The organism is Nocardioides salsibiostraticola, from assembly GCF_054783655.1.
This window is the reverse complement of the sequence record NZ_BAAGQD010000027.1, coordinates 50,570-76,202: the sequence shown is the minus strand read 5'-3', so window position 1 is coordinate 76,202 and position 25,633 is coordinate 50,570. Positions and strand designations below refer to the sequence as shown.

General features: G+C 69.6%; 18 protein-coding genes. 11 read left to right on the top strand and 7 right to left on the bottom strand.

Translation table 11 applies throughout. The annotated features are described in order from the left end of the window. The first annotated feature begins 30 nt into the window (after positions 1–30). Both gmd and ACYVLV_RS18185 read left to right on the top strand, forming a co-directional pair. Positions 31–1,035, top strand: coding sequence for a GDP-mannose 4,6-dehydratase (gmd, locus tag ACYVLV_RS18190; protein WP_460812433.1), 1,005 nt, complete (start codon positions 31–33; stop codon positions 1,033–1,035). Between the two features lie 10 nt (positions 1,036–1,045). Continuing rightward, entirely contained in the window at positions 1,046–2,080 is a 1,035-nt protein-coding gene (locus tag ACYVLV_RS18185; protein ID WP_460812431.1) for a GDP-mannose 4,6-dehydratase, read from the top strand. 27 nt (positions 2,081–2,107) lie between these two features. Here ACYVLV_RS18185 and ACYVLV_RS18180 read toward each other — a convergent pair whose 3' ends face one another. The 4 genes from ACYVLV_RS18180 to ACYVLV_RS18165 all read right to left on the bottom strand — a co-directional run bounded on the left by ACYVLV_RS18180 (position 2,108) and on the right by ACYVLV_RS18165 (position 6,492). Next, on the bottom strand, positions 2,108–3,175 hold the full coding sequence (locus ACYVLV_RS18180; protein ID WP_460812429.1) for a sulfotransferase family protein: 1,068 nt from the start codon (positions 3,173–3,175) through the stop codon (positions 2,108–2,110). Between the two features lie 83 nt (positions 3,176–3,258). After that, positions 3,259–4,446: a glycosyltransferase family 61 protein gene (locus tag ACYVLV_RS18175; RefSeq protein ID WP_460812427.1), complete on the bottom strand. Its 1,188-nt coding sequence runs from the start codon at positions 4,444–4,446 to the stop codon at positions 3,259–3,261. After that, positions 4,443–5,477, bottom strand: a complete 1,035-nt coding sequence (locus ACYVLV_RS18170) for a glycosyltransferase family protein (protein WP_460812425.1) — start codon at positions 5,475–5,477, stop codon at positions 4,443–4,445. Before ACYVLV_RS18170 ends, ACYVLV_RS18175 begins: the two co-directional genes overlap by 4 nt. Continuing rightward, positions 5,470–6,492 (bottom strand): hypothetical protein, encoded by a 1,023-nt coding sequence (locus ACYVLV_RS18165; RefSeq protein WP_460812423.1) that lies wholly within the window; start codon positions 6,490–6,492, stop codon positions 5,470–5,472. Before ACYVLV_RS18165 ends, ACYVLV_RS18170 begins: the two co-directional genes overlap by 8 nt. A gap of 155 nt (positions 6,493–6,647) precedes the next feature. Here ACYVLV_RS18165 and ACYVLV_RS18160 point away from each other — a divergent pair, with 155 nt between their 5' ends. Next, positions 6,648–7,730 carry a putative sugar O-methyltransferase gene (locus ACYVLV_RS18160; RefSeq protein WP_460812421.1) on the top strand — a complete coding sequence of 361 codons (1,083 nt, stop codon included), beginning with the start codon at positions 6,648–6,650 and terminating at the stop codon, positions 7,728–7,730. A 4-nt stretch (positions 7,731–7,734) separates the two neighbouring features. On the opposite strand, the gene ACYVLV_RS18155 is transcribed toward ACYVLV_RS18160, so the two are convergent. Then, complete coding sequence (locus ACYVLV_RS18155) at positions 7,735–8,979, bottom strand: MATE family efflux transporter (RefSeq protein WP_460812419.1); 1,245 nt, start codon at positions 8,977–8,979, stop codon at positions 7,735–7,737. A gap of 150 nt (positions 8,980–9,129) precedes the next feature. On the opposite strand from ACYVLV_RS18155, the gene ACYVLV_RS18150 reads away from it, so the two are divergent. Further along, positions 9,130–10,053, top strand: coding sequence for a hypothetical protein (locus ACYVLV_RS18150; protein ID WP_460812417.1), 924 nt, complete (start codon positions 9,130–9,132; stop codon positions 10,051–10,053). Continuing rightward, positions 10,046–10,834 (top strand): class I SAM-dependent methyltransferase, encoded by a 789-nt coding sequence (locus ACYVLV_RS18145; protein WP_460812415.1) that lies wholly within the window; start codon positions 10,046–10,048, stop codon positions 10,832–10,834. The genes ACYVLV_RS18150 and ACYVLV_RS18145 overlap by 8 nt, the downstream gene beginning before the upstream one ends. On the opposite strand, the gene ACYVLV_RS18140 is transcribed toward ACYVLV_RS18145, so the two are convergent. Beyond that, positions 10,820–11,722 carry an FkbM family methyltransferase gene (locus ACYVLV_RS18140; protein WP_460812413.1) on the bottom strand — a complete coding sequence of 301 codons (903 nt, stop codon included), beginning with the start codon at positions 11,720–11,722 and terminating at the stop codon, positions 10,820–10,822. The two genes, ACYVLV_RS18145 and ACYVLV_RS18140, sit on opposite strands and share 15 nt — an antisense overlap. 119 nt (positions 11,723–11,841) lie before the next feature. Between ACYVLV_RS18140 and ACYVLV_RS18135 the strand changes: the two genes are divergently transcribed. After that, on the top strand, positions 11,842–12,900 hold the full coding sequence (locus ACYVLV_RS18135; RefSeq protein ID WP_460812411.1) for a glycosyltransferase: 1,059 nt from the start codon (positions 11,842–11,844) through the stop codon (positions 12,898–12,900). On the opposite strand, the gene ACYVLV_RS18130 is transcribed toward ACYVLV_RS18135, so the two are convergent. Next, positions 12,863–14,194: an O-antigen ligase family protein gene (locus tag ACYVLV_RS18130; RefSeq protein WP_460812409.1), complete on the bottom strand. Its 1,332-nt coding sequence runs from the start codon at positions 14,192–14,194 to the stop codon at positions 12,863–12,865. The two genes, ACYVLV_RS18135 and ACYVLV_RS18130, sit on opposite strands and share 38 nt — an antisense overlap. A 181-nt stretch (positions 14,195–14,375) precedes the next feature. Here ACYVLV_RS18130 and ACYVLV_RS18125 point away from each other — a divergent pair, with 181 nt between their 5' ends. The 5 genes from ACYVLV_RS18125 (at position 14,376) to ACYVLV_RS18105 (ending at position 25,480) form a co-directional block, all read left to right on the top strand. Beyond that, a complete protein-coding gene (locus ACYVLV_RS18125) occupies positions 14,376–15,116 on the top strand; it encodes a response regulator transcription factor (protein ID WP_460812407.1) in 741 nt (246 codons plus the stop codon). A 39-nt stretch (positions 15,117–15,155) separates the two neighbouring features. Beyond that, complete coding sequence (gene mshD / locus ACYVLV_RS18120) at positions 15,156–16,010, top strand: mycothiol synthase (RefSeq protein ID WP_460812404.1); 855 nt, start codon at positions 15,156–15,158, stop codon at positions 16,008–16,010. 63 nt (positions 16,011–16,073) lie between these two features. After that, entirely contained in the window at positions 16,074–20,564 is a 4,491-nt protein-coding gene (locus ACYVLV_RS18115; protein WP_460812400.1) for a hypothetical protein, read from the top strand. Between the two features lie 206 nt (positions 20,565–20,770). Then, the gene (locus ACYVLV_RS18110; RefSeq protein ID WP_460812398.1) at positions 20,771–24,835 is read left to right on the top strand and encodes a coiled-coil domain-containing protein; all 4,065 of its coding nucleotides are present in this window, start codon (positions 20,771–20,773) and stop codon (positions 24,833–24,835) included. Positions 24,836–24,838: 3 nt separating this feature from the next. Beyond that, positions 24,839–25,480 (top strand): hypothetical protein, encoded by a 642-nt coding sequence (locus ACYVLV_RS18105; RefSeq protein WP_460812396.1) that lies wholly within the window; start codon positions 24,839–24,841, stop codon positions 25,478–25,480. Positions 25,481–25,633 lie beyond the last annotated feature (153 nt).

The following is a 25,633-nucleotide window of genomic DNA, read 5'->3' as shown; positions in this document are numbered from 1 at the left end:
TCGTACCCCCCTCAACGAAGTAGGCATCTGTTGAATCGCACCGCCTTCATCACCGGCATCACGGGTCAAGACGGCTCCTATCTGGCCGAGTTCCTGCTGAGCAAGGGCTATGAGGTGCACGGGCTCGTACGCCGCTCCTCGGTCTTCAACCGGCAGCGGATCGACCCCATCTACCTGGACCAGGAGATGGGTCAGCGCCTTTTCCTGCACTACGGCGACATGACCGACGGCATCAGCCTGAGCAACCTGGTCCGGGAGATCCAACCCGACGAGGTCTACAACCTGGCCGCGCAGAGCCACGTCAAGGTGTCCTTCGAGATGCCGGAGTACACCGCCTCGGCGGACGGGATCGGCACCGTCCGACTCCTCGAGGCGATCCGGTCCTCGGCGCCCCAGGCCCGGTTCTACCAGGCCTCGACCTCCGAGATGTTCGGCGCGACCCCGCCTCCCCAGAGTGAGGGCACCGCGTTCTACCCACGCTCGCCGTACGGCGCGGCGAAGCTCTACGCGCACTGGAGCACCATCAACTACCGCGAGGCCTACGACCTGTACGCCGTCTCCGGGATCCTCTTCAACCACGAGTCGCCCCGTCGTGGGGAGAGCTTCGTGACCCGCAAGATCACCAAGGCCGTGGCCGCCATCCAGGCCGGGGTCCAGGACATCCTCATGCTCGGCAACCTCGACGCGGTCCGCGACTGGGGCTACGCCAAGGAGTACGTCGAGGGCATGTGGTTGATGCTCCAGGAGGACACCCCGCGCGACTACGTGCTGGCCACCGGGGTCGGCACCACCGTGCGCGAGTTCTGTGAGTTCGCCTTCGAACATGTCGGTCTCGACTGGCAGGACTACGTCATCCTCGACGAACGCTACGAGCGACCCACCGAGGTCGACGCCCTCATCGGCGACGCCAGCCTGGCGCGCGACACCCTGGGGTGGGTGCCGCAGACCCAGGTGCACGACCTGGCTCGGCTGATGGTCGACGCCGACATCTCGATCATGAACGATCTGCGCCGCGACACCCATCGTCCGGACTGAGCGGTCCCTGATGTCGCAGCCGCAGTCTGACCACCCGACGGTGGTCGTCACCGGGGCCGCGGGTCAGGACGGGATCTACCTGTCCCGCCTGCTGGCGCGTGAGGGCGCCCGCGTGGTGGGGACCGTCCGCCCGGGGTGGACCGACGCCGATCCCCGTGCGGCGTACCTGACCGACGTCGAGGTGGTCCCCCTCGACCTGCTCGACGGAGCCGGCTTCGCCGAACTGGTGCGACGGGTCCGTCCCCAGCAGATCTTCAACCTGGCTGGGTTCACCTCGGTGGGCGCCAGTTGGGGTGAGCCTGAACTGGTCGAGCAGGTCAACGCGGTCGCGGTCGAGCAGATGTTGGACGCCGTGACGCAGTACCGCGATGACCTCTCGGTCGACGTCACCTTCGTCCAGGCATCCTCCGCCGAGGAGCTCGGTGAGGCCCCGGACAGCCCCTACGCCCGGTCCAAGTCCCGGGCCCGAGCCGCCGTGGACGCGGCTCGCCGCGATCACGGCTTGCGCGCCTGCTCCGCGATCCTGCACAACCACGAGAGCCCGCTACGGCCGTCGCGGTTCGTGACCCGCAAGATCACCCGCGCCGCCGCCGAGATCAGCCTCGGCCGCAGCGACCGGTTGAGCCTGGGCAACCTGGACGTCGTCCGGGACTGGGGATCGGCGCAGGAGTACGCCGAACTGTTGAGCGGCCTGCCCGCTCGGCTGGCGGCGCAGGAGCGCCCGGGCGACGTGGTCATCTCCACCGGAGTCACCCACTCGCTGACCGACCTGATCCAGGTCGCGTTCGGCGCGGTCGGGCTCTCCGACCCGATGCAGTACGTCGACCACGATCCTGCCCTGCTCCGACCCGCGGACGCCCAGGACCTGTCCCCCGCGGCCGACGGGTTGTCGGCCACCTCTATCCGCGCCACCAGGATCAGTTTCGAGGACGTGATCACTCACATGGCACGAGTCGACCTCAAGCGGCTGCGCACAGGGGTCGAGGAGTCGGTGGACTACCTCGAGGCCCACCTCGAGGGCTATCTCGAGGCCCCCACGCACTGACCGGGTCCGGCCAGGTCGCGAAACAGCTCAGACCGACCAGTCGGCCAGTTCGAGTCCGCTGAGCTCCCGGAATCGCTGGGCATCCGGCGCGAGGACCTCTCGCAGCCGGCCCTCGAGCTCGGGGGACAGCGTGGGCCGCTCCATCGGGGACGCGAGGCGACGGCGTACGGGCCCGGACAGGCGGTCCCGGAGCCCGGGGGGCAACCGTCGCAGGGCACGACCCGGGGCTCCTCGTCGGGCTCGGGCGGCCCAACCGGAGTACTCGACCTTGGTGGAGAGGTCGTTGTGCCGGGCGTCGACGTCGACCACCGGCTCGGGGTCCACCCCCAAGAACGTGAAGACCTGCGACATCGTGCGGGCCGGCTGGTCGCCGAGATCCTTCAGGGACAGCAGGAGGATCTGGTCTCGTGGGAACCGGAGCAGGTAGGGCTCGAGCTGTTCGGCGTAGCGGCTCGCCGCCACGTAGGGGTTGTAGGGATCGTCCAGATCGGCGAAGGCATCGTCGATGCTGCGTGGCTCGAGCCCGTGGAACCGCTCCTCGGTGTAGGAGGCGATGGCTCGTGCGACCGGGTCCCGCACCAGGTAGATCAACTTCGCGTCGGGCACCAGGTCGGCGGCCCGCCCGGCCACCCCCGGGAGTGCCGGTGACCGGGTGTACATCGTGGAGCTCTCCCCCACGATGGTGGCCGGCGAGGCGAACTGTTGACGGTAGGTCTCCAACCACGACAGGTGATCGGGGTCGGTGAAGAACCGCAGCTCCTTCCAGGTGGCCATGAAGATGTCGGGGTGCTCGTCGAGATAGGCGTGCATGCTCGTCGTGCCGGCCTTGGCCGCCCCGATGAGCAGCAGGTTCGGGAGCCGTCCGCCCGTCACCGGGGGCTCCCAGCCCTCGCGTCGCCGCTCGAGGGGCGCCCGACTGGACCGCTCCTCCTGACACTGGGGGCACGCGTCGTACGACGCACCGCGGCTGGTGAGCCGCCACCCCTGGCGGGCGATCACGGGCTCGGTGTTCGTGATGATCAGCGGCAGACCGCACAGGTCACACTGCACCGTGCGCATGCTCGGGTCGCGCTCGCTGACGGAGAGGAGCGCCACGTCAGCCTTCACCCCCGGCAGGGCCCACGGTGCACACCGGCGCCTCGATGCTCATGGCCGGGACCCTATCCCCCGCGACCGGGTCACCCGAGCAGATCGTCCAGGGCATCGAGAACCTCCGCCACCGGGATCGAGACGTCGTCGAGGACGCCCGAGTTGTGGGTGGGCTCGCGCGACGGGTCCGCCACGAGGTAGCGGTAGTCGGCCTCGATGGCCTGGCCGATGGCCCACAGGCCCAGGTGCACGTAGCTGGCGGCGAACATCTCCAGCACCTTGACCCCGGGCGGCGCGAAGGTCAGGTTCGTGAGCGCCGCACCGTGCGGGGCGACGATGACCTCCGCGGTCGAGAACAGATCGATCTGCTCCCGGACGCTGAACTGTCCGGGATCCACGCACCGGAAACCACGCTTCTCCAGGTGCGGCAACAGTGCCGCCTCCTCGATGTAGCGACGGGTGTTCGGCGCCGTCCCGCGGGTGAGGTAGAGCCGCGACGAAGCCGCTTCACGGTTCGGGGCGAGGAGTCGTTCCCGCAACCACGACACCGTGCTCGGCGGTGCGTCCAGCGCCCAGTTGGGATGGCTGGGTGCCCACAGGGTGTCCGCGACGACCGTGATGCCGACTCGCGGCTGGACGAACGGTCCCGTCAGGCCAACCAGCTCGAGGAGCTGCCGCTGGTAGCGGGTCTGGTGCGGGACGACGACGGTGTTGATCGGGGTCCCCGGACAGGTCTCCTCGAAGACCCCGAGCCGCCCGATCGCGTCGTACATGAAGTGGTAGTAGTTCGAGTCCGTGCCCCGCGCGGTCAGGGTGAGCGTGTTCCCGGGCAGGTGCTCGAGGCTCCCCAGGGTCGGGCGCAGGAACAGCGGGTGCTCACGCCAGTCGGTGACCCCGAAGTACGGACTGGTCTGGTGATCGAGCACCTTGCCCGGGGTGATCACGGCTCCGTGCCGGCCGCTCACCATGCCGCCCTGCACCTCGAGGCAGTACGCCGCGGGGATGGTCGCCGTCCGGGCCCCCGCGAACACGGGATGGTCGGCGGGGCTCCCGACCGTCTCCGATCGCGTCAGCGTCACCTCCGGAGCCCCCTCGTGCAGGGTCACGCCGGATCGTTGAGCCGCCTGGGCGGACGTGGCCGCAGCGCTGCGCGGCAGCCCCCGGCGGCCGACCAGCGGCGAGATGAGACGGAACCCGAAGCCGCTGGTCCGGGTGAGGAAGCGGTGCACGAGTTTGAAGTAGCGCCACCACGGACGCAGCCAGGCCGGCAGGGTCATCGGGAGACCACCCGCGAGACCACACGCCACACCGGGGGGAAGGTGATCACCCGACGGACCGCCGCCCGCATCCACAGGGGTCGGATCACCTGCCGGGCCCACCGGGACCACTGTCCGTCGATCCGCAGCAGGTGGAGTTCCAACTCCTTCTCGACCTCGTCGTCGAGGCGGACCTCCGGCGGGTGCACCAGGGGGAAGGACATCGGTTGGGCGGGCACCGGTTCCTTGGCCGAGTGGGTGTGCGTCGCGTCCGCGCCGTACCCGTCGTTCTCGACCAGGTTGAGGGCAGGAGTCACCGAGAGGCCGTGCTGGGACATGATCGTGACCCACCAGTGGTGGTCCCACCCGCGCAGGTCTCCGTTCTCCTCCTGGGCCACCACTGCGAAGTGCTTGCGTGCCGCCTCGGTGACCAACGCCTCCGGGTGGGGCACGACCGGGGTCCTGCGTCGGCTGCGGGCGGTGCGGGGGGTCATGCCCACTCGCTCCTCGGCGCCGGCGTGGTCCCGGTCGAAGCTCGCGCGGTGCGCCTGCCACCGATCTGCCCAGGTGGCCCACCCCCACACGCTCGCCCAGGTGCTGAAGGCGTAGCTGCGTTCGGCGAAGAATTCGGCTGGGACGCCCTTGTTGTCGCCCGCGATCTGCCAGACCCGCGGCTCGTCGGCGTACCGGTCGAGCAGTTCTTCGCAGAAGGTGAAGAAGGACCGGTCGCCGATGCAGTCGTCCTCCATGACGATGGCGCGGTCGACCTGGTCGAAGACCCAGTCCATCCCCAGCTCGATGTTGGCCTCGAGACCGAGGTTCCGCTCCGCGAACCGGGTGTGCACGCGGCCAGGCCAGTCCTGGCTGGTCACCAGCCGGCGGACCTCCTCACACCGCGCCTGGTCCTCGGGGTGCGTGGACCGGGGGCCGTCGAGGATGAGAAAGACCTCGGCCGGGCGCAGCGCCTGGAGCGCCGCGACGTTGCGTCGGGTGACGTCCGGTCGGTTGAAGCCGACCAACACCACGGGGGTCTGGAACAGCGGATCAGCCACGATGGCTCCGATCGGTGAAACGAGAGATGGTCCGGGAGACACGAGCGAAACTTCCGCTGTCCGCGATCCGGCGAGCGGTGCGACGCAACCGAGAATGACGGACGAGTCGTCGCGCGATCCGAGCGGTGCGGCCCCCCACCCGGCTGAGGACGAGTTCCAGCTCCCGTTCCACCTCGACGTCGAGGGCGACGTTGGTGGGGTGAACCAGCGGGAACCCCATGGACGTGCGCGGCTGGTCGCGACGCGCCGAGTTCACGCCGTGGGTGGCGTCGGGGCCCCACCCGAGGTTCTGGACGAGGTTCACCGCAGGCGAGGCCGCGAACCTTCCGTGCGTCATCATCGTGAGCCACCAGTGCTTGTCCCAGCCGTGCGTGATCGTGTCCAGCGAGACCGCAGCCTCGGCGAAGTGATGCTCCCCCGACCTGGTCACCAACAATCCCGGCTGGGGGGCGGCGGGTGTCACCCGCTCGGGACGACCCCCGTCTGGCCCGACGTGGCTCCGCGTGAACACCTCACGGTGCTGTTGCCACCGGTCACTCCAGGTCGCCCACCCCCACACACTGGCCCACGCGGTGAACGCATAGCTCCGACCCTCGAACAAGGGCTCGGGGACCCCGAGCCCGCTTCCGGAGATCTGCCAGACCCGCGGATCGTCCCGATAACGGTCGAGCAGTTCGACGCAGTAGTCGAAGAAGGTCGGGTCGGCCAGACAGTCGTCCTCGAGCACGATGGCCTCGGGAACCTGGGCGAAGACCCAGTCCAGACCGAGCTCCACATTCGCCTCGCACCCGAGGTTCTCCTCGGCGTACCGTCGCTCGACCGTGCAGGGCCAGTCGATCTCATCGAGCTCTTCGCGCGTCGCCGCACAGGCCGCCTGGTCGCTGGGCACCGCAGCCCGTGGGCCGTCGACGATGAGGAACAGGCGATCCGGACGCGCCCGTCGTACGGCGGCCAGGGTGTCGCGCGTCAGCTGCGGCCGGTTGAAGGCGAACAGCACCACGGGGGTTTCCAGCACGTCACGTCCTCGTCGATTGCCTGATCATGCCTGCATGTCGTTCCTGCAGGTCATGCCTGATGTCGCTCGGTGTCGCCGACCGGCGCGGAGGCACAGCATTCCACTGATTGCGATTCCCAACGACGGATGCTCACGCGGCACTAGGGTGACCCACCATGCCGACCAACTCCCCCCTTCGCCCCCTCATCGCCAAGGCTCGACGCACCGATGCGCACCGCACCAAAGCCTGGGCGTTCAAGCACGCGCGTGCCGGCGCCGCCAAGGCCGGCCTCGACGTCAAACGCATCGACGACGAGGGCCGGCGCTACGTCCAGGTCTCCTACAACGACGAACTGCCCCTGCCCGACAACGCCGAGTCGACCCTGCGCAGCGACAACCCGGAGCTGATCGGGCTCGAGCAGGCGTACGCCGCCCTCGATATCCCCGCCACGGCCCACAGCCAGTGGCGAGCCGGCTTCTTGAAGAAGAGCCTCTCGATGGCGTGGTTCCGAGGGGACAACGCCTACGTGTGGCAGTTCCGGCAACTCCGGACCGCGGCCCGGGCCCGGATGTACCTCCAGTTGCTCGATGTCGAGGGCCGCGACACGTTGGGCCTCCTGCGCCGTCTCCCCGAGGACGCTCTCTTCGGGGCCTGGCTGTTCACCTACGGCCAACGGCCACCGGTCAGCCGCGACCTGCTGGACAGCGTCAACGAGATCAACTACCTGGAGAAGCACACCGGCCTGAGTGAGATTCCCGGACTACGCGTCCTGGACATCGGCGCCGGCTACGGCCGTCTGGCCTACCGGATGTCGACGGCCCTGGACAATCTCGAGGCCTACGACTGCATCGATGGTGTGGCCACCTCCACCTTCCTGTGTGACTACTACCTGCGGTTCCGTGAGGCTCCCGAATCGGTCCGGACCGTGCGCCTCGACGAGCACGAGACCCTGGCGGATCGCTACGACATCTGCGTCAACATCCACAGCTTCGCGGAGTGCTCGCTGCAAGCCATCGAGTGGTGGCTGCAGCGCATCGCCGAGCGGCAGATCGAGTGGCTGCTCATCGTGCCCAACAGCCCCCCGGAGCTCCTCAGCACCGAAGTGGACGGATCCAAGCGGGACTTCATGCCGCTCGTGCTCGACGCCGGCTATGAGTTGGTGGACAGTTCGTGGACCCACGAGAACGACGAACTGCGCGAACTCATCGACGTCGACGACAAGTTCTACCTGTTCCGGCGATCGACCCCGACGACCTGACGGGCTAGCCGGGGACCGTGGCCGCCTTGTCGGGTGATCGCATGTGCTGCTCGAAGGAGAACCACCAGAAGGTGGCCGTCAGGAGCTGACCGATCACCAGGCCCCACACGGCTCCGGAGGCATCGTTGATGACGGCGCCGCCCACCATGCCGCAGACCAGCAGCACCGAACCCACGATGTCCGCGCGCATGGATGCCTTGAACTGACGACGCCCCAGGAGCGCCGCCCGAACACCACTCGGCAGGGCCGCCGCGATGATCGACAACCCGATCGGCAGCCGCAACGGATCGATGAGGGTCCAGATGTTTCCCAGGAGGCGCGCCCCGATCTCGTCGGGCAACAACAGGAGCACCGCGAGGTTCGCCAACGCGACGGTGCCGGTGAGCATCAACGCGCGACGCTGACGTCGACGAAGGCCCCGATCCTCGGGCTGGTCCCGGGCCACATCGGTGGTCATCGACGTCGACACCGCGGCCTGCAGCGCACTCGCCGGTCGTCCCAGCAACAGGGAGGCGCGGACCGCGGCGACCGCGACCGGGCTACTGACCAGGATCATCAGGGAGGCCCCCAGCAGGGCACCTCCGGAGGCGGTGAGGTCACCCACCAGGGAACGCCAGGAGAAGTTCCACCGCTCCTTGAGCCAGCCCAGCGTCAGATCCTGCGCGGTCGGAAGTCCGTAGGTCAGCACCCAGAGTGAGGCCGCGGCACCCGAGAGCCCCCAGACCAGCAGGAGAGGTAGCAGGCTGAACGAGGCGAAGAACCCAACGGCGCTCGCCGCGGCGACCATCAGGGTCAGCCAGATCAGGTCCAACACGATCGCCTGACCCGGCATGGCGCGGCTGATGGAGATGAAACGCGCGACGTCGTGCACCTGCAGGAACGGAAGAGCCGCAGCCAGGAACATGACCGGAACGCCCATGGACGAGCCCGCAAGGAGAAGTGCCAACCCGGCCAGCAGACACAGGGCACCCCCGGCCAACGCCAGCATCACGGCGCTGCCCAGCACCGCCCAGGTCCGGCCGTCCGCGTCCTCGGGATGCACCAGCGCCGGGATCGAGATCATCGCCCGGGTGGGGCCCAGAGCGAAGGCGTAGATCAGCAGGATCAGGCTGAACCGGCCGAAGTCGGCCGGAGCCAGGACATGGGCGGCAACCAGGACGACCAACAGGTTCGATGCACTGGAGAGCGCTTGGTCCAGGGTGACCAGGCTCGTACGCCGCCCCGCCGACGCGATCGGCGCACGCCTCACCAACACCTTCTCCCACCGGAGTGCTTCACCGGGTCATGGTGACAGACGACGATCCTGGACCTGCCCATTTCGAGAGCGGAAGTGGACTAGGTTCTGGCCGTGGCCGGTAACCAGATTCGATCGCGCGTGTCCCGAGCGCGTCGGCGCCTCGTGAACGAACAGCTCCGGCAACTCCAGCACGTACGACGACACCTGGTTCGAGGCGAGGTCGACGTCCTGGTCCTGGGCGACAGCACGTGCCTCACCGCTGCTGCCCACGACACCGACCGTTCCATGATCGACGCGCTCATCGCCCGGGAGACGGGTGGCGTTCGTGTCGTGTCGCTGGCGGCACCGGGTTTCAGTGCGTTGGCCTACGTCGCGGTCCTGCGCTGGCTCGAGACCCTTTCCGTCCGTCCCCAGGCTGTCGTCGTCTCGACGGTCATCCGCACCACCACCAGCCTCCACGTGCGTGAGCACCCCCTCTACCACTACGAAACCTTCCGGCAGGCCCTCGTCGAGAGCGCCAACGCCGAGAAGCGACTCCGCTCACTGGGTCGCGGATCGGACCCACGGCCCGCGGAGTACCAAACGTTCTACGACCTGCCGGTCACGACCCGGTGGGGCGGGCCCAGCACCATCGGGTCGTTCGTCATGGAGATGAAGGGGTCCGGTCCGCACCCCTGGCCCCTCGAGCGCCGCCGTCGTCTGTTCGACTACTTCCATGGTGAGACCGTGACCCCCGACAACGCTGGCCTCGACGAGGTCGCTGCATTGGGCCGACAGCTCACCGAGTACGGCGTACCGGCCGTCGCCTACTGGGGGCGCCCCCCCATCGCCCACGGCGAGGAGTTGTACCCCGGCGAGTTCACTCCGCACGTCCTGGAGAACTGGCGACTGGTGAAGCAGGCGCTGCAGAGCGACGCCTCCGACCTCACCGTCACCGAACCGGACCTGGAGGATCACGACTTCGAATTCAGCCCCAACGGGACCGAGCACTACGCCTACGCGGGTCGCCTCAAGATCGCCCGCAGCGTGTCCGCCGCCCTCCACGAGAACGCCCTCAGCGCACCGGGAGTGAAGTTCGATGAGTGAACCGACGCCCTGCCCCGTGTGCGACGACCCCATGGCGGCCTTCGACTCCGCGGTCATCATGGACACCCACCCGGCGGACTACCACCAGTGCCCGACCTGCGGTCTGGTCGCCACGCGACCGACACCCTGGCTGGAGGAGGCCTACACGAGCGCCATCCACGGTGCCGACAACGGACTGCTCCGTCGGGCCCGTCGCCTCAGCGCCATCACGAGCGCCGTGATCCGTGCCGAGGGACTCCAGTCGGGTCGGTTCCTCGACTGGGCCGGCGGCTACGGAGTGTTCACCCAGGCGATGCGGGACCGCGGCTTGGATTTCTGGCAGTACGACGAGTACGCCCAACCGGTCTTCGCGCTCGACTTCCGCGACCAGGGTGAGGGCCGGTTCGACCTCATCACGGCCTTCGAGGTCTTCGAACACCTGGAGGATCCTCGCGTCGAACTGGCCGGACTCGCGAGTCGTACGGACCGCCTGCTGCTGACGACCGAGACCCTGCCGACGCCCACGCCCCGGGTGGCTGACTGGTGGTACTACATGCCCGAGGTGGGCCAGCACATCACCTTCCACACCCCGGGTTCACTGAGGATCCTCGCTCACCACCTGGGCTATGAGGTGATCAGCAACGGCGCCAACTGGCACCTCTTCTACCGCGGGACCATCAGCTGGCGAACCCGGCTGATCTTCTCGTCCTGGCTCGTTCGGGCCGGACGATCGGCTCGGCGTACCCGCAACGAACTCCGGCAGCGGATCAGCCGACCGACACCGGCTTCACCACCGGCTTGAGTCGACGGGCAGGGCGCTGAGCGCGGCCATCCCCTGAGCGTCCTCGGCGTGTACGGCCGCGACGTCCCAGTAGATCCGCTTGCCCGGGCGGCCCTTGAGGGGTTCGGCGAGGGTCTGTGCGCGGGAGACCACGTCGACCGTGGAGCTCAGGCCGAGGAGGGCGCCGCCGTTGTCCCAGACAGCGACGCGGTCGTACCCCAGATCCGCCAGCTCGGACCACACCGCCATCGGGTCCAGACCGGCGATGCGCGTGAGGTAGGGGTCGTACTCGAAGAACACGACCGGTTTGCTGTGCGCCCACTCCTGTGCCACGACCGGGACCAGGGCCACGTCGTACCCGTCGGTGTCGGACTTGATCAGCCGCAGGTCCTCGAAGTCGGGGTGTTGGGCCCTCAGCGCGGAGGCGGTGACCTCCGGCAACCCGGTGGCCTCCTCCCCGTGGGTGAAACGGGTCGTGCCGCCCGTGCGTACCGCGGTTGCGGCCCCGACCGACTGGGGGACGGCGAGCAACGCCTCCACCACGCTGACCCGGTCGTCGGAGGAGGTGTTGAGGTGAAGGAAATCGAGGTAGAACGGGTCGCCCTCGACGCACAGCACCCGAGCGTCGACGGCGTGGAGGATCTGCAGAGCCGAGTCCCCCACGTTGGCGCCGATGTCCAGCACGGTCAACGGACCCTGCTCCCCCATCAGCCGGGCCAACTCCACCAGATTCTGCCCGTACGCCGACCCGGGGCCGGCGTAGTCGGGCAACCGATGCGACCAGGGCAGGGTCAAGGAGACTCCCTGGACGTCTCGGACGACATGCCGATCAGGCATCAACCGGTCACGGACCAGCCAGGACACACGCCGCTTGGCCTTCTCGGGCACATCCTTGAGACTCAGCTTCATCCGGCGAACCCTAGCCCTAGGATCGGCGCCATGTTGAGCACGCGCCTAGGCGGCGACCCGGGTCTCACCCGGTGGTCGACCACGGGACAGACACCCACGTGCACCTAGTCGTCGACTGCGTGGCCGTCCAGACCGGCAGTTCGGCGATCCTGATCGAGCATCTCCTGCGTGCCTGGCGAGGCGCGTATCCCGACGACACGATCACCGTGCTGTCCGGCCCCGAGGGGCCGGCCTTCACCGCACCGTCGGGTGTCGAGGTGGAAGCACTGCAGCCGCCGGTCCCCGGTGCAGCGGGACGGATCTGGCTGCGGTCGGCGGGCGTACGCCGTGCGGCTGACGCCCTGGGTGCCGACGCGCTGCTCTCCGGGGTCCCCGCGAGCGGTCTGCTCGGCAGCCGGTGTCGACGCGGGGTGATCCTCTACGACCTGCGCCACGAGTTGCGCCCCGACCAGTTCTCACGGCGACTGCGCGCGGCTCGACGCCTGTCCTGGTCCTGGTCGATGCGACGGGCCGATCGAATCTTCACGATCTCCGAACGTACCTTGACCGATCTGGGTGTACGGCACCCGCGAGCCGCCGCCAAGGGGGTCGCCGCCCCGTTGGGTTCGGACCACGTGACCGCCTGGCCCGACGCCGAACGTGTCCACCCGCCGTACGCCCTGGCGTTCGGTCACTTCGCGAACAAGAACGCCGACGCAGTCATCCGCGCGTGGACCGACTTCAGTCGCGACCACGAGGACTGGACCCTGCGTCTGGTCGGGATGGGTGCCAGTGATCGTTCGGCCGCCGGAGAGGAGGTCCGACGAGCCGGCACGGAGCGCAGCGTCGAACTCATGCCGTGGCTGGACGATGCACAGTTCACCCGGTTGTTCGTGGGGGCGAGTCTGGTGGTGTTCCCCTCCGACTTCGAAGGCTTCGGCCTCCCCGCCGTCGAGGCGCTGCGGTTGGGTATCCCCTTGGTCATCTCGTCGGATGCGGCGCTGGCCGAGGTCACCGGGGGGCACGCTCAACTCGCGCGGTCCATGGCCCCCGACGAGGTGTCACGGGCCATGGCTCGCGCCGTGGCTTCGTCCGCCGCCGAGATCGAGGCCGGGCGGGAGCAGGCCACTCGCTTCTCGTGGATGCGAATGGCGGAAACGATCAGATCTGACCTGTCACCGCGCGACCACGACCACTAACACTTCTGGGCGCATCGCCCGGGGGGTCGCCCTTCCGAACCGACTCGAGGGCGGGAATCACCGCGAGAGCCAGCGGAACCCAGATCGTCCGGTCCCAGATCTCGGGCAAGCCGACGGCCACGCCGAGGAACGCCCACACCAAGTAGCCCAACCGTCGGTGCTCGTGGAACCCGAACAGGGGCCGGGCGAGTAGGGACAGCACCACCAGATAGGACAGCAGGCCGAACACGCCCGCCGCGACGGCCACCTCGAGGTAGATGTTGTGAATCGGGTCCACACCGGCCAGGCCGGTGCCGATCAACGGTGACTCGGAAGCGGTTCTCAGCCCGGCGTCGAAGGTCTGTTGCCGTTCGGCGTCGGCGAGTTGGGCTGATCCTCCGCCGGCCAACCGACTGATGGCCGACCCTTCATCGCTCAGGGACACCGCGAGGGGCGTTGCGAACAGTGCCAGCGCACCCACCCCGGCGAGCACGAAGGTGACCGGGGCTGACCGCTCCACCACCGGGATCATCATGATCAGGACGGCGGCAACCCCGGTGGCCGTGCGGCTTCCGCTCATGCTGAGGGACGCCAAGCTGAGCAGACCGATGCCGAAGAGGACCGCCCGGATCCGCGTGTTCTGATGTTGGTGGAAGAGATAGAGGATCATCGCGATGCTGACCAGACCGGCCAACCCGAACGCGTTCGGGTGGTGGGCCAGACCCCGGTAGCGGTCCCCCTCCACTCCGACGCCGGCCAACGCGAAGACGGTGCTGACGGCATGGCCCAGCAGATAGGCCCACAGCAGGGCGACGATCACCGCCGACGCCGGGCGCCACCACGCGACGTACGCCGGGAGGAAGCCCAGGAAGAACAGCCACTGGGCCAGGCGGAACGCATTGACCCCGGCCGCGTCGGCGGCCAGCACGCCGACCAAACCGAACGCCACCACCCCGGCGAGTCCGACGATGTACAAAGTGGGCAGGGCGAGCCGGTTCTCCAGCAACCCGGGGGCGAGGAGCACGATCCCGGTCACGAGGAAGAGGTCGGTCGGCGACACCAACCCGCCGGTCCACGACTCCAGACCGCGATACATCGGCGCGGTGGCGAAGGCCCCCACCATCAGCAACGTCCCGGTTCGTTCGGCGCCGAGGGCACCGATGACCACCAGGAACGCCGCTGCGAGCACGGCCACGATGGCGAGCACCGGGTGCCGTGTGGAGGCGAGGACGAGCACCAGAACCGTCGCCAGGCCGGCCACGGTCGAGAGGAACCGTGCTTCCGAAAGGAACCTGATCACCGGACCGCTCAACACGCGCTCAGGTTAGCCTCCCCGCCCCGGCCGCGTGCGCTCTCTCGACGAGACGACCCCTGGCGGCAGGTCCCAAATCTTTCGACGCGGGCTCGGTCACGCCGGAATGGGGTAAACTTGCCCCACCTTTCAGGCCGGAGCCCAGTGTTGCGTTTCGGTCTCACCCTCCCAAGGGAAGAGACCCATGAGTCAACTGTTGCTGCTCACCGACACTCTTGAGCCGTCCGCGGAAGTGCTGCCTGCGCTGACGTTGCTCGGCCATCACGTCAAGATCCTGCCCGCCGGGGGCAGCGCCCTGCTCGAGGCCCCCGAGTGCGATCTCCTTCTCATCGACGGCCGACGCGAGCTCGCCGGGGCCCGTGACCTGTGCCGGCTCATTCGCGCCACCGGGACCGATGTCCCCGTCGTGCTCGTCGTCACCGAGGGCGGGCTCTCCGTCGTCGCCCACGACTGGGGCTTCGACGACGTGGTGCTCTACACCTGCGGACCGGCCGAGCTCGAGGCCCGGATCCGCCTCGCCATCGGGCGACTGCGTGCCGACCGCGACGACGCGGACCCCGACTCCCACCTCATCCGCTCCGGCGAGGTCGTGGTGGACGAGGCGGCGTACACCGCCAAGGTCGGTGGGCGACACCTCGACCTGACCTACAAGGAGTTCGAGCTCCTGAAGTTCCTCGTGCAGCACCCGGGCCGCGTCTTCAACCGCCAGCAGTTGCTGCAGGAGGTCTGGGGCTACGACTACTTCGGGGGCACCCGGACCGTCGACGTCCACGTGCGCCGTCTGCGGGCCAAGCTCGGCTCCGAGCACGAGATGCTCATCGGGACCGTGCGCAACGTGGGTTACCGGTTCGTCCTGCCCGCCAAGGACAAGGCCACCCGCAAGGACTCCGCCCGGGTGTCCGAGGGCGAGACCCAGGACGCCTGACCGTTTCTCTGGTCTTCAGCTCACATCTAGGGTCGGGGCATGTCACCGGATGCGCAGACCACCGCGACCCTCGACCTGATCACCTCCGTGCGGGCTGAGTCCCTGGCCGCCGACGGGCAGGACCCGTTGGACGAGGCCGCCTCGTTGCACCTGAAGCACCGGGGGCTGGACGGTCTGACGGCGTACGTCGACGACGCTGCCCCTGGCTTCGCGCTGGTGCGCGGTGACCAACTCGACCTGACCGTGGCTCCGGACCACCGCAACCAGGGGGTCGGCGGACGCCTGCTCGGCCAGGCGCTGGAAACCGGTTCGATCGGGACCGCGTGGTCCCACGGTGACCACCCGGCCGCCGTACGACTGGCTGACCGGCACGGTTTCACCGCCGCCCGCGCGCTGTGGGTGATGCGCCGCGACGCCGCTCCCCTGCCCGCGTCCGAGGTCCCGGCCGACCTCGAGATCCGCTCGTTCGTACCCTCCGACCTCGATGCGTTGCTGCAGGTGAACGCCGAGGCCTTCGCTGCTCACCCCGAGCAGGGCCAGATGAACCGGGCCGACTTCGCCCAGCGTGCCGGGGAGGACTGGTTCGATCCCGCCGGTCTGCTGGTCGCCATCGACACCACACCGGGGCCCAGCAGCGGGGAACTGCTGGGTTTCCACTGGACCAAGCGACACTCCGCCACGGTGGGTGAGGTGTACGTCGTGGGCGTGTCCCCCCAGGCCCAGGGGCGTGGGCTCGGCCGCACGCTGACCCTGGCCGGGCTCCATCACCTCGGCGAGACCAGCGACGTACTGCTCTATGTCGAGTCCGACAACGCCCCCGCGATCCGCGTCTACTCCCAACTCGGCTTCGGGCACGACCCGAGTGACACGCACGTGCAGTACCAGCGAACCTGATCTGCGGCCCTCGTTGCGTGGAACGCCCACACACCGTCCGCTGGCGTAGGTAGCATCACAACGGTGAGTGCTCCTGAGGATGATGTGACGATCCCGCCCCCCGAGGGGCGCGAGGAGGAACGGCCCACGACGGGTGTTTTGAAACGTTTTCGTCGCAAGCCGCAGGACGAGGCCGAGGAACTGCTCGACGAGGAGTCCGCCCGGGCCTTCGTGCAGCGTTCTGCCGATCTCGACCAGAAGGCGCGAGCCAACGAACGTCCGATCGCCTCCCTGGCCAGCGCCCGGGCCGAGCGCGGCGAGGACGTCACGGTCACCACCGATCTGCGCGCCGATACGACGTCGGGTACGACGCCCTCCGCTTCCTCCTCCAACGACAGCATCGTGCGGCTCCGGTCCCGCCTCGACGCCGCCGAGAACAAGTTGGTGGAGGCCCAGGAGGAGTTGCGGGTCGCCCAGGTCGCTCGTGACGTGGCCCACCGGTCGGCCGAGGAACAGGCCAACGACGCCGGGACTGCCCAGTTGGCGCGCAACCGCGCGGAGCGGGAAGCCGCGGCGGCCCGTGACGAGCTCTTCGACGTACAACAGGCCTATGAGCGGGCGCAGACGAATCTGTCCGAGCTCAAGCGCACCGTGCAGGAGCGCACCGAGGAGGTCGAGAACCTCACCACCGAGCTCGCCCGGGTGTCCGCGGAGGGGGCCCGATCCTTGGCCCAGGCCCACGTGCAGGCCCAGGCCACCGCGGCCGAGCTGACCGCGAAGCTCGAGGCCCTCGAACAGGACCGCACGGCCGCCGAACAACGCCATACCGACCTCCAAGCCGAACACGACACCACCACCGCCCGCGCCGAGGAGGCCCAGGCCGAGGTCACCCGACTGACCGACGAGTTGGCCCAGGTGTCCGCAGAGGGTGCGCGGTCCCTGGAGCAGGCCCACGAGCAGGCACAGGCCACCGCGGCCGAGCTGACCGCGAAACTCGACGCCCTCGAACAGGACCGCACGGCCGCCGAACAACGCCATACCGACCTCCAAGCCGAACACGACACCACCACCGCCCGGGCCGGGGAGGCCCAGGCCGAGGTCACCCGCCTGACCGACGAGTTGGCCCAGGTGTCCGCGGAGGGTGCCCGATCCCTGGAGCAGGCCCACGAGCAGGCCCAGGCCACCGCGGCCGATCTGACCGCGAAACTCGACGCCCTCGAGCAGGACCGTGCGGCCATGCAGCAAGGGCACGCCGACCTTCAGGCCGAGTACGACACCACCACCGCCCGGGCCGAGGAAGCCCAGGCCGAGCTGGCCCGCCTGACCGACGAGCTGGCCCGGACCCAGGCCGAGATCGAGCAAGCCCGGCTACTCGGCGCCGAGCAGGCCGAGCAGATCGCGGGGACCGAAGCCGAACTCGCACGCCTCACCGTCGAGGCCGCCCGGTCCCAGCTGAACGCCGACCGTTTCGAGGACAGCGGCGCTGCCCTGCAGACCGAGATCGCTGAGGTGACCGAACAGCTTCGGCTCTCCCGGGACGCCGAGGCCGAGACGGCGCAGCGGGCCCACGCCACGGCGAGTGAGGTGGCCACCCTCACCACCGAACTGACCCGGCTCCAGGAGACCGCTGACCAGGAACGCGAGCGCGCCGAAGCCCAATCCGCACGGCTGGTCGAGGTCGAGGCGCAGGTCGAACAACTCACCGCGGACGCCACTCAGGCTGCCGAAGAGGCCCGGGAGGCCCAGGAGAACGCCTCGGCCACCGAGTCCGAGCTGGCACAGACGCGCGAACAACTCGAGGCCGCCCTCACCGCCAGCGCGGAGGCGACCGTCGCGGACAACGCGGCGCGGCACGACCTCGAGAGCGAGTTGGGCGCCCTGCGTCACGAACTCGACGCCATCAACGACCAGGCCCAGCGGTCCGCAACCGACTTCGAGTCCGCGCGGGAGGAGATCGCGGTCCTCGAGTCTCGACTGGCCGAGGCCTCGACCCGGGCTCGCGACGTGAAGGTCGACCTCGACGCCGCTCGCATGGTCTTGTCCAGCGCGCAGAGTGACGCGGCCGACAAGACCGTGTCGCTGGAGGCCGCTCTGGGACAGGTCGCCACGCTCGAGGACCAGATCGCCGAGGCGCAGACCGCACAGGATGCGGTGAGCCACGACCTCGACACCACCCGGGCGGCCCTGGCGACCGCCGAGTCGCAGGTGGAGTCGCTCCAGGCCGAGGTCCACGACGCCGCGGCCCGCAACGCCGCTCTGCTCGACGCCGTCGACGAAGCGGAGTCGGTTCAGGCCGCGATCCGCGAGAGTGCGGAAGCGCAGGCCCGAGAGGCCCGCGAGCGAATCGAGGTGGCCGAGAACGAGGCCGAGGAGTTGTCGCTCGAGGTCGAGGGGCTCCGCCACGAGGCCACCCAGTTTGAGCCGCGGGTGACCGCCCTGCGCGCCGAGAGCGACCAGGCGCTGGCCGAGCAACGCGCATCGACCGTCGCCCGGATCGAGGCGGCACTCACCGCCCAGACCGACGCCGAGGTCGAGGTCCGCATCCTCAGCGAACAACTGCGCCGTGCTCGCGCGCGCAGCGTCGATCTCGAACTCGAACTGGCCAAGGCAGCCGCGGGCGCACCCGGACAGGACGACCGCGAGGCCCGTCTGACCGCGGAACGCCAAGCCGTCGAACACCAGGAGCAGACCGAGGCCGCGGTCGGTCAGGTCGAGATCCTCACCGCCCGCGTAGCCGCCCTCGAAGCGAGCCTGGCGGACGCGGAGGCCAGCGCGGCCCTCCACTCCAGCGCGGTCGTTGAGACCAGCGAGTCGGACGGGGAGGCGGAGTCCACCGACACCGCGGCCGGGCCTGCGGCCCCAACCGCCCATGAGGAACGGATCCGTGAGCTCGAGGCGTCCGTCGAATCGGGCAACCTCGCACTCGAGGAAGCAGCCCAAGCCACCCAACTGCTCGAGCAGGCCTCAGCCAACGACATCGCCCGGATCTCTCACCTGACCGAGCAGCTTCAGTCCGCGGAAGCCGCGTTGGCCCATCAGGAACAGGCACAGCAGGAACAGACACAGGAGGACCAGGCACAGGAGGAGACCTCAAGCGAAGAGGTGTCCGACCTCGAGTCCCACGTCCAGGACCGCGAGATGGCCGACTCGTCTGCGCAGGAAGCCGTCGCATCCGGGGACCTTTCGGAGCCTCTCGCTGACCTGGAGGATGTCGAAGACACCGACGAGGTCGAGGACGTTCAGAACGACGACGTCACCGAGGACGTCGAGGACGTCGAGCAGGCTGAGCCCGCTGAGAACGACAACGCGGTGGAGGACGACCACGCCGGGGACGTCGGCCCGGTCGAAGAACCCGAGGACGAGGCGCAGGACGCCGTTGCTCTCGAGGCCGAGGACCCGAGCCACGACGAGGCCGAGCACTCCGCCCTCCTCGAGGGCGAGGACGTCGAAGCAGACGACGAGGCGGACGATGAGGCTGGCCCGGTCGCCGGCGGTTGGTCGGGTATCGAGGACATCCGAGACCTGGAGGACCCGGCGTACGCCGAAGACCTGGGCGACTTCGAGGCCTCGGAGGGGCTCGAGAGTGTCGAGCAGCAGGCTCACCCCACCGTGTCCATCTTCAACGCCCCGGTGGCGTCGATGGACGACACCGCCGAACGTGAGGCCATCCGCGACTGGCTGCTCGACCCGCTCGAGGAGTTCCCTCCCCCTCCGCCGGAGCCCGTGGTCGAGGAGGAGCCCTACTTCCCGACCATCTTCGACGACGACCAGGAGCGCGAACCCGAGGTCGATCCCCTCCTCGAGGACCCCGACTACGCCGCCCTGATGGCTGCCTTCGACTCAGCGATGGCCTCGACCCACGCCATGGTCGACACCGTCGAACCCGACCACGACGAGTTCTGGATCGACCCCCACGCGGTGCCGCCCGAGGAGGGCCCCGAGATGTGGGCCGCCGAGTGGTACGACCACGAGAACGACGACACCACCGACGGTTCCCCCGACCGCGACGCTGAGGACGACGCCGTGGATGCCTCCGGGCAGGATGCTGGGGACCCGAACGGGCCGTCCACGGAACAGGACGGGACGTCGTACCCCACGCAGGTGCCGGCCCCACCCCCGGCGCGGATGCTGGCCTCGACCTCGACGGGGCCCTCGGACGGCACCTACACCACCGACTCGGTCACCGGCCGAACCCCACAGATCGTGTCGGGTTTCGCCGCGGTCGGAGGGGTCGGCATCGTGATCCTGGCGGTGACCGGCTACCTGGTCAGCCCGGTCGGGATCGCCCTGATCGTGCTGGTGGTCGCCGCCGTCGCGGTGGTCCTGCGCCTGAACACCTCACGCAGCAGCGTGCAGATCCAACGCGGGGCGATGAACGTCGTACTCGGCGAGCGGCATCACACGTTCTATCTCAACGCCGAGAGCACCCAACTGACGATGACCGGAGAGCCGGGTGACCGCGACTGGAAGGTCGAGGTTCTGCGCAAGGGAATGGCGTCGGTGACCATCGACGGCCGCTCGGTGGATCCTCAACGCTTCACCGCGGCGCTGCGCGTCTGGAGACCCGACCTGTGAGATCAGGCGTCCGTAGGGTCTCGACGTGGTTCCCCACCACGTCGAGTGTCGGTAGCATCACCTACGGTGCGTGCTCCCCACCTGTCCCGTAGAGCCGTCGACATCGAGGCTCAGGTGCGCTCCGCAGTAAACTTTCCCCCGAGGCGATTGATTTCTGGTCGCCGCTTGCACGTCTTGACCCACAACCGGAACTGAGCCTCACACTGATGACTGGTACCTCCCGTTTCGCCGGTGCGACCGAGCAGGCCGAGCGCCTGCGCCGTGACGCCGAGCTGGCCGCCGCCGAACAAGCCGCCGAACGTCTCGTCGCTGAGGAGGTCGCCAAGGAGGCCCTCCAGGCGCGAGCCGAGGCCGATCGGGTCGCCAAGGGTCACGCCGAGGCTGCCGCCGAGGCCCACCAGGCCCGGCTGGAGGCCGAACGCGCCTCCACCGAGCACGCCGAGCAGCGCCGCCAGGCCGAGGAGTCGGCCGAACGCGCCGCCCGGTCGCGCGCCACCGCGGAGCAGTCCGCCCGTCAGCACGTCTCGCTGGCCGAGGCCGAGTCCTCCAAGCGCGAGTCCGCGGAGCGCCACGCCTCCGAACTCGCCGAGCGGGTCGTCAGCACCCTGAGTGAGCGGGAGGCCGCCGAACGGGCCGCCCTCGAGCAGGCTCAGCGCGCCGAGGCCGCCGAACGCGCCCGCGCCGAAGCCGACGAGAACGCCGCCGAACACGCCCGTGCCGCCGAGCAGGCCCTGGCCGACCGGGCCCAGGCCGAGGACCGTGCCCACCAGCTCGCCGAGGCCGCAGCCGAGGCCAACGACCAGTACGCCGCCGTCGTAGCCCGCGCCCAGACCGAGCGGGCCGAGCTCGAACGCGTCGCCCAGGAGCAGGCCGCCGCCCGCACCAGCGCCGAGGACGAGGTGATCCGACAGGCCGATCTGGCCCGGATCGCCCACGAGACCGCCGCCGCCGCCGAGCAGCGGGCCCAGGACTCCGCCGACGCCTCCGCTGCCGCCGCCGACGAGCACAACGCCTTCGCCGCCCAGGCCCTCGCCGACCGTGAGGCCGCCGAGCAGGCCGCGGTCGAGCAGACCCACGCCCGGCATAACGCCGACGCCGACGCCCAGGCCCACGCCGAGCGCGCCGAGCAGGCCTTCATGGACCGCGCCACCGCGGAGAACAGCGCCCGCGAGACCGCCGAGGCCGCCACCGCCGCCGCGGAGGAGTACAACGAGTTCGTCCGCCAGGCCGAGGTCGAGCGCGCCACCCTGCAGGCCGCCGCCCTCGAGGAGGCCGAGGCCCGGTCCCACGCCGAGCAGGTCGCCGCCGCCGAGGCAGGTCGCGCCCAGGCCGCCCACGAAGCCGCCACCGCCGCCGAGGAACGCGCCCGCGACACCGCCGAAGAGGCCGCCCACCAGGCCGAACAGCACCGAGCCTTCGCCGAGCAGGCGCTCGCCGATCGTCAGGTCGCCGAGCAGGTCGCCACCGAGCACACCGCAGCCCGGGTGGAGGCCGACACCGCTGCCGAGCGTCAGGCCCGCGCCGCCGAGCAGGCCGAGCTCGAGCGCACCAACGCCGAGGACCGGGCCCGCTCGATCGCCGAGTCCGCCGCCACCTCCGCCGAGGAGTACGGCGTCTTCGTCCGCGAGGCCCAACGCGAACACGAGGACCTGCAGAAGTCCGCCCTCGAGCAGACTCGGGCCCGCAAGGCCGCCGAGCAGGCCGCCGCCCGCCACGCCGCCCTGGCCGAAGAGGCCCACCACGCCGCGTCCGAGGCCGAGGAACGCGCCCGCAGCCTGGCCGAGGCCGCCGCCGCAAGTGCCGAGGAGCACGGGATCTTCGCCAGCCGTGCGCTGGATGAGCGCCACAGCGCCGAGCAGGCCGCCGCCGAACAGGCCGAGCTGGCCGAGCAGGCCCAACGCGCCCGGGAGGAGGCCGAGATCCTCGCCCGCGAGCAGGTCGAACTGGTCACCGAGGCCAACCGGGTCGCCGCCGCCGGGCAGGAACAGGCCGCCGCCTTCGCCGAGGAGGCCCGCTTGGCCCACCAGGCCCGCCGCTCCCTCGAGGAAGCTGCCAAGGAAGGGACCCGCGCCCGTCTCGAGGCCGAGGAGTCGGCCCGCGTCCAGGCCCTCGCCGCCGCGGAGGCCAGTGCCGAACGGCGTACCGCCGAGTTGTCGGCCCGCGACGCCGCCCAGGCCGCCGAGACCTCGCTGCGTGAGCACCGCGAGGCCCTGCGCATCGCTCAGGAGCAGCTGTCCAGCGCCAAGCGCGAGGCCGCCGAGCAGGCCCAGGCCCGCGCCGACGCCGAACGCACAGCCGCCCGTCACGCCCAGGCACGCGCCGAGGCCGAGACCCGGGCGGCCGACCTGGCCATCCAGTTCGCCGAGGCCCGCTCTCGCGCCATCGGCCCCGCTCAGGACGCCCCCACCCCGGTGGCCGCCGCCGCTGCGCCCGCTGCGTTGGCCCAGCCCCAGAACGACGCAACGGACTTCACAGCTGAGGAGGATGACTCCTACTACGACGAAGTCGACAGTGCCGAGTCCTCCGTTCAGGAGGCTCCTGCCTTCGAGCAGGCCCCCGACGAGTACGACAGCCAGGTCGCCGCTGATCCCGCCGCTGCCGTCGAGCAGGAGCCGGCCGCTGCCGTGCGCCCTCCTCGCCCGCCAGCCGAGGCCGCCACCGGTGAGGCCGCTGACCCCTTCAGCCCGGTCCCTCAGTCGGCCTCCGGCACGCCCACGGGCCCCAAGCCCTCCTCGCCTCCCACCGGCGAGAGCAAGGTGCGCTCCTGGTTCAAGAGCGCCCGTCCCGCCACCGGGACCCAGACCGGGACCCGCGTCAGCGCCACCATCGCGGACAAGTCCCCCTCCGAGGTTCCCGCCGCGGACGCCGATGACCCTGAGCGAGCCGGCTTAGCCGAAGCCCCATCAGAGACCCTGGACCGCTCGGAGACCGAGTACGCCGCCGACACGGACGCCGACACGGACTACGAGGCCGAGTCTGACGCCGAGGTCGCGTACGACGACGAGGTTGTCGACGACGAGGTTGCCGACGATGAGGTTGTCGACGATGAGGTTGTCGACGAGGTCGAGGACGACGTCGAATCCGTTGTTTCCGCAGAGTCCGGCATCGACATCGACTCTGACGACGCCGACGTGGTCGCCTACGCCTCCTCCGCCGACCACGGCGGCTCACCGCGCGTCGTCGAGGGTGTCGTCGTGGGCTGGGACGACATCGAACCCGTCTCCCCCGATGAGTCCGATGCGCCCGCCGATGAGTCCTCTGTCGAATCCACCGATGAGTTCGCCGCCGAAGACGACGCCGACGTCGAGCAGGACTCCGATCTGGATCTCGAGGACGACCTCGACGCCGATCCGGACGACGTCGAGGTAGCCGCCGAGGGCTCCGACGAAGACGCTCTCTGGGACAACGATGAGGACCTCGAGCAGAGCATCGACGAGGACGCCGCCGAGGAGTCCGTTGAGGAGTCCGTTGACGAGGACGAGGACGACGCACTGTCCGAGGTCGACGACGAGACCGAGGCGGACGTCGACGAGGTCGAGTTCGTCGACGACGTCGAGGACCTCTATGTCGACGATGAGGAAACCGACCTCCCTGAGGTAGAGGACGAGGCCGACGCCGAGCACGCTTCCGTCGTACCCCTCGAGGACCCCGACGAGCACGACGAGCACGACGAGCACGACGCGACCGAGGACAGCAACGACGAGCCTGAGATGGACGCCGGCCGGGCCGTGATCGCTGCCTTGCAGAGCGACGACGCCGCCACCGACGCCGATCGGGACCCGGAGCTCGCGACCGACGAGTCAGGCCCGGCGACCACGACCCTTGCCGCGCCAGTGACGGCCACCGAGCACCCGTTGAACTACCACTCCTCGCACTCCCGGCGGGGCATCACGATGCTCGCCGGCGGCGTGGCCACGGTCGCGGGAGCCATCGCGATCATCCTCGCTCTGCGCGGTGATCTGGTGACCATCGGTGGACTCGTTGCGGCCGCTGTCGCCCTGATCTCGGTCCTCGTCGTGGTGCAACTCGGCGCGATGAAGCGCAGTGTCACCCTCGAAGAGGGCGTGTTGACGGTGGTGCTCGGGGACAACCGGCACACCTTCGACCTCACCAACGACAAGACCCAGATCGACCTCGTGGGCAGCCCCGGCGACAAGGAATGGCGGATGATCCTGACCCGCCGCGGGCTTTCCTCGGTGGAGATCACTCCGGCCGCGGTCGACCCCGAGCCGTTCGTCGAAGCCGTGCGCCAGTGGCGCCACGACCTGTAATCGATGAGTGCATCCGAAGTACCACCCTCCGAGGGCCTCGGAGGCGATGACGACCTCGCCACCCAGCTGACCCACGCGCAGCGCCGGGCCGCCACCGCCGAGGCCCGGCTCGCCGAGGTCGTAGCCGAGTTGGAGATCCTCCGCGGCGGATCGACGCCCCAGCAGGAACCAGCGGACGGCGACTTCTCCCTGTTCCAGGACCAGTTGGTGAGCCAGCCCAGTCTCGCCGCCGACGGCAGCGACCCCGGCGTACTCCCGATCGCCCTGGGCGGGACCGCCCTGGTGGGCCTCATGGTCGTCGTACTCACCACCGCCAACGGGCGCCTCTTCCAGCCCTTCGGGATCGCGATGATGGCCATCACCGCGGCCCTGGCCTACTTCGCCTGGCAGACCCGGGTCGAGCGGATCGAGGTCCAGATCAGTGACGGCGGGGTCGTGTACGTCGAGCGCAGCAGCACCGGCGCCCTGCGCTTCGACCTACGCAGCACCAGCACCCACGTGACGATGACCGGTGACCCGGGCACCACGTCCTGGGAGCTGACCTTCACCCGTGGCGGTGGGCTCGACCCCTTCACCGTCACCGGTGCCATGGTCGACTCGACCGCCTTCGTCCAGCGCGTCCGCGCCTTCCGCCCCGACCTCTGACGACTCGGCGCAAGTTGACTCTCAGGAACCGCTGAGTCGGCGTTAGTTGACTCTCAGGAACCGCTGAGTCGGCGTTAGTTTTCGAAGAAGCGCCGACTCACCGTCATACCGGAGTCAACAAGCGCCGACTCACCGTCATACCGGAGTCAATAA